This is a genomic window from Mesorhizobium sp. M0659, from assembly GCF_040320605.1.
Classification (GTDB): Bacteria; Pseudomonadota; Alphaproteobacteria; order Rhizobiales; family Rhizobiaceae; genus Mesorhizobium.
Map to the genome: position 1 here is coordinate 145,651 of NZ_JAMYPY010000006.1, position 14,205 is coordinate 159,855.

A 14,205-nucleotide genomic window follows, 5' to 3' on the forward strand; every position below is an offset into this window, starting at 1 on the left:
CCGCGCCAGTGCGGCGTCCCGTTGCGCAGGGAGGACTTAGAAGCCCTTGCCGATCATGTCGGCGATATTGTCCGGGGTCACTGAGACCGTTGGCAAGGTGATCGTCTCCGGGACCTCTTCACCCTTGGCCACCTTGTAGGCGGTCTCGATCCCTTCCGGCGCCACGAACGGATAAACGAAGGTTGCGGCGAGCTTGCCCTGTTTGACTGCCTCGAAAGCAGTCTCCTGGCCGTCGATACCGACCACCGCCACTTCATTGAGCCGGCCGGCGGCCTCCAGCACCTGGATCGCGCCGAGTGCCATCTCGTCATTGTGCGCGTACACCGCCTGGATCTGGCCGGGACCAAACCGCTGCACCATGTCTTCCATGAACTTCACCGCCTTGTCGCGGGTGTAGTCACAGTTCTGCGATGCGACCACCTTCATGTCCGGGTGCTTTGCGATCGCTTCCGCAAACCCCTTGTTGCGATCGATGGTGGCCGATGCCCCCGCCGTCCCCTGCAACTCGATGATGTTGCCTTTGCCATTCAATTTCTTCGCAAGGAACTCGCCCGCGCCGACGCCGAGCGGCAGGTTCTCGCCGCCGACATGGACGGTGACGGGCGTGTTGACCTTGCGGTCGAGAGTCACAACCTTGATCCCGGCGTCCATTGCTTCCTTGACGACTGGCGTCAGTGCCTGCTCCGTCAGCGGCGAGATCATCAGCACTTTGATGCCTTGCGCGATCAGGCTTTCGACGTCTGCCACCTGCTTGGAAGCATCGTTGTTGCCGTCAGTGACGATAAGATCGATATCCGGATAATGCTCGGCCGCGTACTTCTTGTTGCCCTCCACCATGGCGACGCGCCAAGGATGATTCATGGTGCCTTGGCTGAAGCCGATCTTGATCTTGTCCTGAGCCAAGACCGCGCCCGGCATCATGGCGCCCAGTACCAGGGTGGCGGCAAGGGCCGTGGTGCGTAGGAAATGTCTGCGACTGGTCATTTTTTCACTCCTCCATTGTTTTTCATTTCAGGCTCCAAAGCGCGACGGCCAGCCCGTCTGGCAAGTGCCGCCGCGCATGGATGTCAGGACCGTCTTTTGTGACGGTAGACCTCGAACATCACCGCAGCGATGATGATGGCGCCCTTCACGATCTGTTGCGTGAATGGCGATATTCCAAGCAAATTCAATATATTAGCCATGACGGCAATGATTGCGGCGCCGATCACGGTGCCAATGACGCCGCCTTCGCCGCCAAACAGGCTGGTGCCGCCGATGACGACGATCGAGATCGCCTCGAGTTCGAGATTGGTGCCGGCGGTGGGCTCACCAACGGTCAGCCGCGAGACGAAAACCAGGGCGGTCAGCGCCGACAGCACGCCTGAGATGGCATAGACCGACATCAGCACGCGCGGCACGTTGATGCCGGCAAGCCGCGCTGCCTCGGTGTTTGAACCGACCGCGTAGATCTGGCGACCGAAAGGCGTATGTCGCAGGACGACGAAAGCCGCGGCGGCTATGGCAACGAAGATCCAGATCGGTACGGGAATGCCGAAGAGAAAACCGCTGCCCAGATAGGAGAAAGCGTCCGAAGCATCGCCAAGCGTCTTCGGCTCGCCGTTGGCTATAGTCATGGCAATGCCGCGCCCCATCACCAGCGTGCCGAGGGTCATGATGAAGGGCGGCATGCCGAAGAAAACGACGCCAGCTCCATTGATGGCGCCGAACACGGCTCCCATCCCCAGCGCCGCGATCATCGCCAACGGGATTGGAACGCCAGATGAGAGCATCAGCGCGGTTGCAACCGCGACGACGCCGACGATGGAACCCACAGAAAGATCGATGCCGCGGGTCAGAATGACGAAGGTCATGCCGACGCTGACGATGCCAAACAGCGCCATCTGGCGGCCGACATTCAACATGTTGCCGGTCTGGATGAAGCTCGGCGACAGATACACCGCGAAGGCGCACAACACGATCAGGACCCAGAGCAGGCCAAGGCTTTGCGCCCAGCCTCGCAACCGACCCACCGACCCCGGCCGGATCGACGCCAATCCTTGTCCCGTTGTCATCTCAGCCATTCCTTCCTCCCGTTTCGTCTGCCGTTGCGAGGGTCGATTGCCGATGCAGCAGCCAGGCCACCGCATCGGCCAGCCCGCCCTCGTCGCAAGACGGTCCAACGAAATGCGCGACCCGCTTGGCTTCCGGCACAGCGTTGCCGACCGTCACCGCCGTTCCTGCCCAGGCCAGCATGTCGAGATCATTCTCGGCGTCGCCGGCGGCCGCGCAGTCCTGCGCCGCCATTCCGAGCTCGGCCGCAACGGTCGCGATGGCGGTCTTCTTGGAGATACCGGGCGGACCGATCTCGAGCAGACGTGGATGCGATCCCGATACCGAAAGGCACGCGCCGAGTTGCACGCGGAGAGCTCCAAAGGCTTCACGGTCGGAGGGCTGCGCGGCGACACACATGATCTTGCCGGGTTCGCCCGGCAGGTCTTCCAGCGTCTTCGCCACGATCAAAGGCTCTTTGGTCACGCCGGCTTCGCGTGCGATGGTCGGGTCTTGGGCAAGTGCGTGAATGTCGTGGCCGGTGAACCACATCGGTCGAACGCCCGCCGCTTGCGCCGTGGCCATGGTGTGCAGCGCATCGGTGCGACCGATCCGCTGATCGGACAGCGCAACGCCGGTCGAAACGTCGCCGATCCAGCCGCCGTTGAAGCAGATGGCGAGGCCTGCAATCCCAAGCTTCTCCGCATAGGGCTTCACCCCGAGCGGCGAGCGCGCCGTTGCCAGAATGATCGTGATGCCCGCCTCTCGCGCCCCGCGCAGAGCGTCCGCCACACGCTGCGGCAACGCATGGTCGTGCGTCAGCAAGGTGCGGTCGACATCGGTGACGATAAGGCGCGGAATGGTCATCGCCCGCCTCAGACTGGAAAGACCGGAGCGCGCGGCCCGGTCTGGATGAGCAGCGTCTTGAGCTGAGTGAACTCTTCAAAGCCGGCCTGGCCCATCTCGTAGCCGAATCCGGATCCCTTTACGCCGGTGAGAGGTAGCTGCGGGGCGCCGTCGATGATTGTGTTGGCCTGCACCCAGCCGCTTTTCAGGCGCTTGGCGACGGTCAGAACCGTGTCGATATTCTTCGACCAGATGTAGTTCGACAGGCCATAGGCAGTGTCGTTGGCCAATCGCACCGCGTCATCCACCGCATCGAACCGGGTGACGCTGAGCACCGGGCCGAAGATCTCTTCGCGAAAAATGGTCATATGCGGCTCGACCCGGTCGAAAATGGTCGCTTCGTGAAAATGACCGGCCGCCTTTGTCGTGACGCTGCCACCGAGCACCAGTTCGGCGCCGTCCTCGACCCCGCTTTTGACGAAGCCGGCCACCTTGGCCAGATGGTTGTGATCGATCAGCGCGCCGATATCCGTGTCGTCGTCAAACGGATCGCCAACCTTCATCTTGCGGGAGCGCGCGATCACCTTGGCGATGAAATCGTCAGCGATGGACGACTGCACGAACAGCCGCGAACCCGAAACGCAGCACTCGCCATTGTTGAAGAACACGCCCATCAGCGCGCCGTCCGCCGCGGCTTCCAGATCCGCATCGGCAAAGACGATATTGGCCGACTTTCCGCCGAGTTCGACCGAAGATTTGACCAAGTGACGGGACGTGTTGCCGACGACACGGCTGCCGGTGCGCGTCGAACCGGTGAAGGAAACGAAGTCGATGCCCGGATGCCCGGTCAGGTGGTCGCCAGCGGTTGCGCCATAGCCACTGACGACGTTGAAGGCGCCGGCCGGGACGCCGGCTTCCGCCGCAAGCGCGGCGATCTCGAAGGCTGATCCGGAAGTGAACTCCGATGGTTTCAGCACCACAGTGCAGCCGGCGGCGAGCGCAAACGGGACTTTCTGCGACAGGATCAGCGCCGGGAAATTCCATGGTGTGACCAGGGCCACGACGCCCACCGCTTCGCGGCTGATCAGCGCCGTCTTGCCATCGCCAATGTTCGTATAGGTCAGGCCAGCCATCTGCATGGCCAGCGAAGCTGCATAGCGTGTCAGGCCGGCTGCACCATCAATATCGCCGCGCGCAAAACGAATTGGCTTGCCGACCTCCTCGACCTCAATCCTGACCAGCCGGTCGCGGTTGGTGCGGATCAGATCGGCAAGACGGTTCAGGACCTCGGCGCGCTCCATGCCGCTCATACGCGGCCACGGCCCTTCCTCAAATGCGATGCGCGCCGCCTCGACGGCAAGATCGACATCCTCGGGCGTGCCATCGCAATAGCGGGCGACCAGGTCACCTGTGGCCGGCGACCGGCGCTCGATTGAGCCGGAGCCTGAACCGTCGACAAACCGCCCGCCGATGAATTGTTGGTAGCTGCGCGTAGCCATATCGTTCCTCACTGCCAAACCGCATGGGCCATGATCGCTTCCTCGGTCGCGCCCTCGCCATCGAGAATCGCCGAAATGGCGCCCTCGCGCATGACGATAATGCGATTGCAGAGGCCAAGGATTTCCGGCAATTCGGACGAGACCATCACGACGCTTGCGCCGCGCTTTGATGTCAGTTCGGCGAGCAGGTCGTAGATTTCTCGCTTCGCCGCCACGTCGACGCCGCGCGTCGGTTCGTCGACCAGCAGAATTTCCGTCCCCGCATGCAGTTGCCGGGCGATGCCACATTTCTGCTGATTGCCGCCCGACAACGTGCGGACCTTGGTGCTGGGGCTCGGCGTCTTGATGCGCATCTGCTGGATGAACAGGGAGACAGCCTCGTGCTCGCGACGGCCACTGATCAGGCCACTGCGGGTCAACGGCGTCATCTGGGAAACGGTGACGTTAAATGCCACCGACTGGTCGAGGAACAGCCCCTCTGTCTTGCGATCCTCGGGCAGCAGGCCGACGCCATGCGCAAGTGCCCGACGCGGCCCGTCGATAGCGACCACTTGGCCGTCGATCCTGATCTCGCCGCCGTCGATCGGATCGGCGCCGGCGATAGCGCGCAGCACCTCGGACCGGCCCGCTCCGGCAAGACCGCAGATGCCGAGGATTTCGCCGCGCCTGACATTGAAGGAGATATCCTTCAGCACGCCGTTCCGCGATAGGTTGCGTACGTCTAAGCGGATCTCGTCGCCGGGCCGCGAGCGCGGTGGAAATACGTCCTTGAGTTCGCGCCCGACCATATGGCGGATGAGATCGGCCGTGGTCGTCTGGCCAAGCGGCATCGAGGCAACGACCTGTCCATCCCGAAGCACGGTGACCTCGTCGCAAATCTCATAGAGCTCCTTGAGGCGATGGGTGATGTAGATGAACGAGACGCCGTGCTCGCTGCTCAGCCGCCGGATCGTCTTGAAAAGATGTTCAAGCTCGGAGTCGCCGAGAACAGCGGACGGCTCATCGAGCACCACGATGCGAGCCTCGCGGGCAATCGCCTTGGCTATCTCGACCATCTGGCGCTGCGCGACACTGATCGTGTCGATGCGCGCTGCCGGATCGACACGGAAGCCAAGCCTGTCGAGCACATCTTGAGCTGCGCCTTTCGCCCGACGCCAGTCGATCGTACCCAGACGCGTTTTCGGCAGGCGGCCGAGAAAGATGTTTTCAGCCACTGTGAGATGCGGAGCCTGGGCGAGCTCTTGATAGATGACCGCGATTCCGAGCTCAAGCATCCGCTCAGGCGTCGGCGCCGCCACCACATCTCCGTCGATGGTCACTTCACCCTCGTTGGCCAGGAACGCGCCAGACAGGACGCGCATCAATGTCGACTTGCCGGCGCCGTTTTCACCGATGACGCCATGCACGCTTCCCTTGCGCACGGCGAAGCTGACATTGTTCAGCGCATACACACCCGGAAAGCGCTTGTGGATGCCGCGCATTTCGAGAACTGCGTCCTTCATCACGTGGTCTCCCAAACCGAGAAATCGTTTTCACGGTTCCTCAAAAAAAGCTCACAGGCGGTGCATCTGCATGCCGCCGCCGATGTGGTAGATGTCCCCGGTGCTGAATGGCATGCCGCCGACCGCCAGCGTCGCCACCCCGCGGGCAATGTCTTCAGGCTGCCCCCACCGTCTGATTGCCGAGAGTTGTCCGGCTTCGACCTGCGCGGAATATTTCTCATAGACGTCAGCGGTCATGTCGGTCTGGATCAGGCCTGGGCGAATCTCGTGCACCCGGATGCCTGCATCCGCCAGGCGAATGGCAAATTGCTGGGAAGCCATCGACAGTCCGGCCTTGGATATACAGTACGGCCCCTTTTCCGGCGAGACCAAGCCCGCGTTAGCAGAGGTGATCGTCACCACCGACCGTTCGAGCCGGGCCTGCGGCCGGGAAATCATCGCCCGCGCTACGGCCTGGGTGAAGAAGAACGTGCCGCGCAAGTTGATGCCGACCAGCCGGTCGAAGCTCTCCTCGGTAACATCGAGAAGATCACCGCGCACGGAAACCTGGACGCCGGCGTTGTTGACCAGGCAGGTGGTTCCCCCCAGATCGGCTTCAATACGCTCTATGAACGCCGCATTGTCCGAGGTCTCGGATATGTCCTTGCGATAAAAGGCACCATTTCGCCCGTGTGTGCGGACAAGATCGACGGTCTCGCTGGCATTCTCATCGTCCACGATGTCGATGACAGCGACGTCGAAACCTGCCTGCGCGAGTTCACAACAGATGGCTCGGCCGATGCCGCGACGGCCACCCGTCACAATGGCAAGTCCGCGGTTGATGGAGGCTGCGTGCTCGGGCATAGCAACGCCGATTGCAGCCGGGGAAACCTGTTCCAGCATCACGAAGCCTTCCTTGCCACTGCGTCGTCCTTTTCGCGGGATGCGACCACGGCCTTTGACGCCAGCAGGCGCTGGACCTCAACATCGGCATAGCCAAGCTCGTCCAGGATCTCGTGCGTGTGCTCGCCGATCTCCAAAGCGAGGTATCGCAACGCGGGCACCTCGCCGTCGTAGCGGTTGGGATGGTTGACCAGGTGGATCGTTCGGCCACGCACGTTCACCTGCCGAAACACTTGCGCGTGGCTGAGTTGCGCGTCGGCCAGCAGATCGTCATAGTAATTGATGGGCGCCCACCAGATGCCATGGCGGTCAAAGCGCTCGGCGAGGTCGGCCACCGCGAACCGGGCCGTGGCACTGGCCAGCCGGCGAGCATAGTCGTCGCGTTCGACGTAGCGGTCGACACCGACTACCTCGCGCAGACCGTCGCTGTCGAGCGCTTCGGCCAACACGGAAGCATCGCACAGCGACACCACCACATGGCCGTCGGAGGCAGGATAGACACCGTAGGGCGCGGCATGGAACCATGTCGCCAGATTCGCCTCGCGGTTGAGCACCTCGCGGCTGAAGCCGCCGGCGAAGTAATTGACCAGCGCCTCGCCCTGCAGGTCGATTGCCGAGTTGATCAGGCTTGCCTCGACGCGCGTCCCCTTGCCATCCCGCAAGCGGCGCACCAATGCACCCAGAATGCCGATCGCCAGAAGTGCCCCGCCATGTTGGTCGACGATCGCCGCACCGACCGGCGTGGGGCCACGTTCCGGCGTTCCGGTGACAGTCATCAGACCGGAGCGCGCCTGGGCGAGAAGATCCTGGCCGGGTTTCATCGCCATCGGGCCAGTTGCGCCAAAACCGCTCGCTGACGCGAAAATCAAATTGGGATTGATGTCCCGGAGCGCATCATCGTCAAAGCCGAGCTTGGCGAATACGCCGGGCCGGAAATTCTCCATCACCACATCGGCGCCGGCGATCAGGCGCCGGGCGACTTGCTTGCCTTCGGTGCTCTTCAGATCAATGCCGATGGAGCGCTTGTTGCGGTTGGCGCAGAGATAGAAGCCGCTGATCCCTTCCACATAGACGTCCGCCCCCGACCAGCGACGTTCATGAGCTCCGTCGATGGGTTCAACCTTGATGACATCCGCACCCATGTCTGCGAGATATTGGGCGCCTGCAGGACCCTGCAGAAAATGGCAGAAGCTGACGACTTTGATGCCGCTGAGCATTTCTCATCCCTTGGTTCTGCGCTATGAGTTGCGCATTTGTGAAATCGTTTTCACGCCTTTTCTCATAGCTGTCAAGCCCAATTTGAAAGGCTTTCTGAAAGAAGGATGGTGTAGCCTTCAGAAAAGAAATGTGTCATCTGGAAAACGGTTTCTCGAAAACCGTCGGATTCGAGGCTCAATGGATATCGAGGATGGCGGCGCAAAGTTGATTGACGTGGCCAAGCTTGCGAACTGTTCGCCGGCCACCGTCTCCCGCGTGCTCAACGGCAATCCCAACGTGAACGAGGTCGTGCGGGATCGTGTTGTCCGGGCGGCGCGCGATCTCGGCTATGTGCCCAATGGTTCCGCCAGGGCGCTGCGGTCGACCCGGACAAGGTTGGTCGGCGCGATCATCCCCACATTGGACCACGCTATCTATGCCACGATGGTCGATGGACTTCAGGCGCGGCTTTCCGAAAAAGACGTTTCGCTCATCATCAACACCTCGGGCTACGATATCGAACTTGAATACGAGCAGGCACGTCTGCTGGTCGAGCGCGGGGTCGAATCAGTGGTGCTTGTCGGGTCAACGCACCGGCCAGCCACTCTGGCCATGTTCGAACAGAAGCGCATCAACTATGTCTACACCTACACGGCGACGGCGACGGCGGCAGGTGCGGCCGTGGGGTTCGACAACGAAAAGGCAGGGCGAACCGCCGCCCGTTACTTGCTCGACCTCGGGCACACCAAATTCGCAATGATCGCCGGCATCACCCAGGACAATGATCGCGCGGCAGGCCGCCGCGACGGTTTCTTGAACGAACTCGAACGATCCGGCATCGATCAAGGCATGGTTCCGGTCGTCGAGGGAGCCTACAGGCTGGATGACGGCCGCACCTGCATGCGGCGGCTGATGGAAGACCCCCGAAGACCAACCGCGGTATTTTGCGGCAGTGATATCCTTGCCGCCGGCGCCATCAAGTACTGCCACGCCGAAGGCATCGCAGTCCCGCAGGAGGTTTCGGTCGTCGGATTCGACAATCTGGAGATTGCAGAATTGACCTCGCCCGAACTGACCACACTGGAGGTGCCCGCGCGCGACATGGGCCGGATTGCCGCCGACTACATCCTGGCCTCACCATCGCAGCGACTGCATCTCAGACAACGGGAACTGGCCATCAGGCTGATTGTCAGGGGAAGCACGGCTGTCGTGAGACGCTAAAAACATGTCGGTCGCGTGAGCCATACCTATCCTGAGGCGATTGGACCGAATGACCGCTAGGGGGCCGGAAGCGGAAAGTCCACTTTCCGCATGACTGGCACAAAGGCCGACGTTGCCATCCTTCCGGCCAAGCCAGTCGAATAGGGCCAATGATACGGATGTCTGCCTAAAGGCGGGAGTTGGCCGACAGCTGCGACGTCATAAATCCACCCGGGAACAGAGCAGCTACTCCGGTAATCCAGCCTTGGAGAGTCCTTCGAGTAAAAGCTGCTCGTCGGTCGGGCTCTGGAAACCTTCTTTGGCAACAAACCGAATGGATGAAAAATTTGGGGCTTTGCGTAGCACATTTGATGCGCACTCTCGGGCGAGTTCAGGCTTGCCCATAAGGGCGTAGCAAGCAGATCGGTAGGCTTCCACCCAATATGGCATTTGGGGTGATCTGCTGAGATTTGCGATGGCTTCGTCGAACTTATGATGGGAGAAGTAAAAACATCCGAGCTGTGGCCAATACCATGTCGGTTCAAAGTACGGATCCACCACTCGTGCTTCAATGAAGAAACCAATCGCTTCTGCCGGCTTCCCTAGCGCGTGGTGCAAGAACCCAAGGCCGGTCAAGGCAACGGGCCTATTTGGGGCTAATTCGTGCGCCTTTCGGAAGTGATGTCCTGACAAATCGAAAGACTGGCGATACAGATGTGCCCACCCCAAAGCCAGCTGGCAGATGGGATCAGTCGGATCGAGGGCCACGGCCGTCCTGCTCAGTTCAAAAGCTTCAGAGAGCTTTTCATCATCACCCTCTAAGTCCCGCGACCAACGGTTCAAATACAGGTTTGCGAGAAGTCCGTATGCTCGGCCGTAGTGTGGGTCGAGTTCTATGGCTCGTTCATAGAGCTTTACGGCCTCTGTCTCGGTTTCCAAATTGTCGAATGGCAGTGCATCTGCGCGAAGAACACATTCATAAGCCTCTAAGCTCGCTGGCGGTTTTCGAAGTGCCCGCTCAACGCCAACGGCTTTGAGCCGGCCAATCAGCGTCCCGACTATGGTCCTTATGACTTGGTCCTGCACAGCGAAGATTTCGTCCTGATTTCGATCAAAACGCTCAGCCCAGAGATGATTGCCGGAGCTTGTTTCAACAAGCTGAGCGGTAATCCGTATGCGGTCACCCAGCCGGCGGACACTACCCTCAAGAATGTACTGCACGCCAAGTTCGCGGCCGACCCGGACTATGTCGATGTCACCTCCCCGATAACGGAAGGACGAGTTGCGTGCGATCACATGCAGGTCACGGAACCGCGCCAATTCTGTAATGATGTCTTCAGTAAGCCCATCACTGAAATATCGCTGTTCGAGATCGCTGCTCATGTTCGTGAACGGAAGAACTGCGAGCGAGGGGGGCGTGTGCAACGATCGAAGCGTACGCGGTTGCTGCGCAGGTGATGACTGTGGAGGATCCGCGTCCATTAAGCGGAAGGCTCGTACGGGCGTCGAGATGTTCTTCAGTTTCTGCTCGCCCATGTCCTCGAATTGACAGGCGACCTTATTGCGCACCTCGTCATGAATTTTGCCGGAAACGCAGATACCGCCAGGGTCGGCTAAGGCCTCTAGCCGCGCAGCTATGTTGACACCTTCGCCAAAGACGTCAGTTCCCTGGCCAATCACGTCACCAAGATTGATGCCGATCCGCAAATCGATGCGTTGTTTCTCCGACGCCAATGCATTCGCGGCCGCCATTTTTCGCTGCACGTCTACTGCCGCTGCAACGGCGTTTATGGCACTGCCGAACTCGATCAGCATTCCATCGCCCATAAGTTTCACGACACGCCCGCCATGAGCGATGACGGTCGGCGCGAGAATAGAAGCGCGCCGTTCTGTCAATGCAGCAAGCGTCCCAGATTCATCTTCTTCCATGAGCCTGCTGTAACCGACGACGTCAGCCATCAGCAGGGCGGCGAGGCGACGTTCCATGGACCCTTTCCGAGAGAGGGAGCTAGTACCAAATCCTTACACGAATACTGCCTGGCGAGCGAACGCGCTTTCAGTTTGCATCTCCGGTTTCGGCACTGGAGGCTCTTCATCAGTCGTGTTTTCGCGCAGCCGGATCGCATACAGCGTCCCCGTGCTCCAACCACTGATGGCCAGTCGCACGCTCTCTAATCTTGGGAAGGCGCGCCAGTTGCATAGCGCACCCATCACCAAAAGCTCCCCGCAAGTCATGTCCGCTATCGGGCAACAGCGAATTGGCTCCGAATGACCAAGATGAGGCGCGAAGCAGCCGATGCTCTACCTATGAACGCTCACCCTGCCCCGGCTACGGGCTATTGGGAGGTCTGCGGTTCGACCGCCGCAAATTCGCCGGTCATCTGGCCGCGCTTATCCGCGCCCAGGACTGGCAATTCCTCACCTAGGACGGCGACGAGTGCCGAGATTCGGCCGCGAACCAGTGGATGCAGCTGCATCAGCCCCTCAATCAGACGTCGGCCTTCGGCCTTGGCAATGAAATCGATGCACTCATCGACTGGAACCCTTGGAGCGTCAGGCCTGGTCTGATTGCCAGGGATGCCTTCGAAGAATCGGCTGGCGGGAACTCCTAGCGAGCTGGCAATCTCGTGGAGCATGGACGCACTGACGCGGTTCTTCGCGTGCTCGTATTTCTGGAGCTGATGAACGCTGATGCCCACCGATCGGGCAAGCTGGGCCTGCGATACGTTCGACTGCACACGAACCACTGCGATCTGTCGGCCGACGTGAAGGTCGGCGGGATGAGGACCGGTTTCGGCTCCCAGCTTTTCCGATGCTTGGAGGACATGGCCTCGTTTCGGTTCCGACAAGGTATTTCGATGCTGCATTTGCCAGCCCAGGGATAGAGGGGGTTGTGGCGTAGCGCGCGTCAGCCGAATTTCCTGGCGGCGGGGACAGCGATGCGGCCAAAGGACGAGGATATGTCGATTTCGGCGCCGAAGGCACGCGAACGGATCGCGAAGCCCTCCAGGATATCTCGTGCGACATTTCCGGCAGCCGCCACTGGGACCAATCTGCCCGTTACCGATCCAATTGATTGGGCGTGCGCGCCGATGACGACAGGCAAAAGATCTACCCTCTCAAGTCTTCCGCCCCCATCATAGCGGCATGCCGCGACGATACTTTGCCAGACCTCTGGCGGGTTCCATTCGTTTTCGTCTGGATGGACATGGAAAAGGAAGTTTCCGAGGCCGTAGAAGATCGGGGAGCCATTGTAGATTTCGAGCGCCTGAAGCACAGGAGCACCATGGCTGACGAAGAGGTCCGCGCCGGCGTCGATGCACGATCGGGCAAAGCTCTGCACCCAGCGCGGCACGTCCTGCCAACCTGGTTCCCAATGATGGTGATGGAGATAAGCGACGACGAAATCCCCTTGCGATGCCGCCTGGCGGATTGCGGACAACTGCACGCTCGCGCTCTGAGCATCGACCTCGATCGTGCACTCAAAGCTGGGGGCTTGGGAAAACACCGTACCGTAGAAATTGATCTCTCTTCCGCTCGTTACGTGTGGCGGATCTTCCGGTTGCGCATAGTTGGCGAGTTCAAAGGGGGAACTTTGCAAATGGTCGCCAAGCCTCGCCAGCCTGCGGAAATGTCCGTCCGGCACCCCGAGCTTTCGAATGGTCTTCAGCCGGTTGACGCCAGGGCGAGCCGGACGAAATGATGTAGGATTCCCGGCATACATGTTGGCGGGGCCAGGGCCCGCATCGACGGCGACAAGCGCCACGTCGCGCGCCCCGAGCCGGCGACGGCCCGGCCGCGAGGCATCAGCTTCGTCAGCACCTATCCCGGCATGAAGAAAACCGCGAGCTTTCACCTCCTCCAGCGTACTAAGCACACCGTTGGGGCCGAGATCGAAAGCATGGTTGTTTGCCAGCGCAAGCGCGTTGAAGCCAATTGCCTGCAGCGCGTCCAGTACTTCGGCCTTGGAGTAACCGAAGTACTTGCCCTTGGTGGGCCAGCCGCCATGCTTGCCAAGAATCGTAGACTCGAAGTTGGTGAAGACGAGGTCGCCCTGCCCCAGGAAGTGGACAATTTCGGCGAACCGTTCGTCCTGGACATTGCGGATGTCGTGCGTGATCAGGGATTGGCCGGTTACGACCGCGCAGAAATGGTCTTTCATGGAGCTTGCCTCTTTGTAGGGATGTCGGGCGCCGGCATGCGGCCAACGCCACGCGATGTCGAAGCCTGTGGCGCGGCTATTTCGATGCCGCCGGTGCGATGTCCGTCTTGAACCATTTGATGCTCAGCGCCTTGAGCGTCCCATCCTTGGTGGCCGCGTCGATGGCCGCGTTGAACTTGGCAAGCAACTCGGTGTCGGCTTTGCGCACGCCGGCGCCGACGCCCGGACCCCATAAGCCGCCCTTCAGTTCCGGTCCGAAAAACTCCGCGATCGACCCAGCCGGCGTCTCCAGAAAGTCCCGCCACGTGAAGAAGTCTGCAAGCCCGCCGTCGACGCGGCCTGCGGCAAGGTCGAGCTTCAGATTGTCTAGGCTGTCATAGCTGCGGATGGTCACGACATCGCCGAAGAGATCCTTCAGAACAGCCTCCGAATTTGACGAACGCAAGACCCCGATGGCCTTGCCGCTCAGCGTGGTTCTGACGTGCTCGATGGCCGCCTTTTCCTTCTCCCCGACCGTCGAAAGGTTGATCCGCTGCTTGATGTCTCCGGCGTCGAGTCTCAGTTCCTTGCGCATGACGAACTGGTTGAAACCGCCGGCATAGGGGACCGTGAACGCAATCGACTGCTTGCGCTTCTCGGTGATCGCCATGCCCGACATGATGACGTCGAACTTGCCGACAACCAGGGCGGGAATGATCCCATCCCAGTCCTGGGCGACAAAGGTGCATTTGATGTCGATGCGACGGCACAGCTCGCGTCCGACATCGACGTCGTAGCCGTAGAGTTCGCCATTTGCATCGGTGCCGTCCCAAGGCGGCGACGCGCCTTCGGTCGCGATCGACAACGCGCGCTCGTTCTCAGCACGGCCAGGAACGACAGACATGAA

General features: G+C 60.7%; 12 protein-coding genes. 1 reads left to right on the forward strand and 11 read right to left on the reverse strand.

Going from position 1 to position 14,205, the window contains the following annotated elements; translation table 11 throughout:
- Positions 1-36 precede the first annotated feature (36 nt).
- The 7 genes from NKI31_RS12335 to NKI31_RS12365 all read right to left on the reverse strand — a co-directional run bounded on the left by NKI31_RS12335 (position 37) and on the right by NKI31_RS12365 (position 7,977).
- Positions 37-984, reverse strand: a complete 948-nt coding sequence (locus NKI31_RS12335; protein ID WP_023692724.1) for a substrate-binding domain-containing protein — start codon at positions 982-984, stop codon at positions 37-39.
- Between the two features lie 83 nt (positions 985-1,067).
- A complete protein-coding gene (locus NKI31_RS12340; RefSeq protein WP_352651664.1) occupies positions 1,068-2,063 on the reverse strand; it encodes an ABC transporter permease in 996 nt (331 codons plus the stop codon).
- Positions 2,056-2,898, reverse strand: a complete 843-nt coding sequence (locus NKI31_RS12345) for a Cof-type HAD-IIB family hydrolase (protein WP_352651665.1) — start codon at positions 2,896-2,898, stop codon at positions 2,056-2,058. Before NKI31_RS12345 ends, NKI31_RS12340 begins: the two co-directional genes overlap by 8 nt.
- Before the next feature lie 8 nt (positions 2,899-2,906).
- Complete coding sequence (locus NKI31_RS12350; protein WP_352651666.1) at positions 2,907-4,376, reverse strand: aldehyde dehydrogenase family protein; 1,470 nt, start codon at positions 4,374-4,376, stop codon at positions 2,907-2,909.
- An 8-nt stretch (positions 4,377-4,384) separates the two neighbouring features.
- A complete protein-coding gene (locus NKI31_RS12355) occupies positions 4,385-5,878 on the reverse strand; it encodes a sugar ABC transporter ATP-binding protein (RefSeq protein ID WP_352651667.1) in 1,494 nt (497 codons plus the stop codon).
- A gap of 51 nt (positions 5,879-5,929) precedes the next feature.
- Positions 5,930-6,760, reverse strand: a complete 831-nt coding sequence (locus NKI31_RS12360) for a 3-ketoacyl-ACP reductase (protein WP_352651668.1) — start codon at positions 6,758-6,760, stop codon at positions 5,930-5,932.
- Positions 6,760-7,977 (reverse strand): CaiB/BaiF CoA transferase family protein, encoded by a 1,218-nt coding sequence (locus NKI31_RS12365; RefSeq protein ID WP_023692718.1) that lies wholly within the window; start codon positions 7,975-7,977, stop codon positions 6,760-6,762. Before NKI31_RS12365 ends, NKI31_RS12360 begins: the two co-directional genes overlap by 1 nt.
- On the opposite strand from NKI31_RS12365, the gene NKI31_RS12370 reads away from it, so the two are divergent.
- Positions 7,964-9,178: a LacI family DNA-binding transcriptional regulator gene (locus tag NKI31_RS12370; protein ID WP_352651669.1), complete on the forward strand. Its 1,215-nt coding sequence runs from the start codon at positions 7,964-7,966 to the stop codon at positions 9,176-9,178. The genes NKI31_RS12365 and NKI31_RS12370 overlap by 14 nt on opposite strands.
- A 225-nt stretch (positions 9,179-9,403) precedes the next feature.
- Here the strand turns inward: NKI31_RS12370 and NKI31_RS12375 are convergent, their stop codons facing one another.
- The 4 genes from NKI31_RS12375 to NKI31_RS12390 form a co-directional block, all read right to left on the reverse strand.
- Complete coding sequence (locus NKI31_RS12375) at positions 9,404-11,143, reverse strand: adenylate/guanylate cyclase domain-containing protein (RefSeq protein ID WP_352651670.1); 1,740 nt, start codon at positions 11,141-11,143, stop codon at positions 9,404-9,406.
- A gap of 350 nt (positions 11,144-11,493) precedes the next feature.
- Entirely contained in the window at positions 11,494-12,024 is a 531-nt protein-coding gene (locus NKI31_RS12380) for a helix-turn-helix domain-containing protein (RefSeq protein ID WP_352651671.1), read from the reverse strand.
- Between the two features lie 41 nt (positions 12,025-12,065).
- Positions 12,066-13,319 carry a CapA family protein gene (locus NKI31_RS12385; RefSeq protein ID WP_352651672.1) on the reverse strand — a complete coding sequence of 418 codons (1,254 nt, stop codon included), beginning with the start codon at positions 13,317-13,319 and terminating at the stop codon, positions 12,066-12,068.
- 76 nt (positions 13,320-13,395) lie between these two features.
- Entirely contained in the window at positions 13,396-14,202 is an 807-nt protein-coding gene (locus NKI31_RS12390) for a transporter substrate-binding domain-containing protein (protein ID WP_352651673.1), read from the reverse strand.
- Between the last annotated feature and the right edge of the window lie 3 nt (positions 14,203-14,205).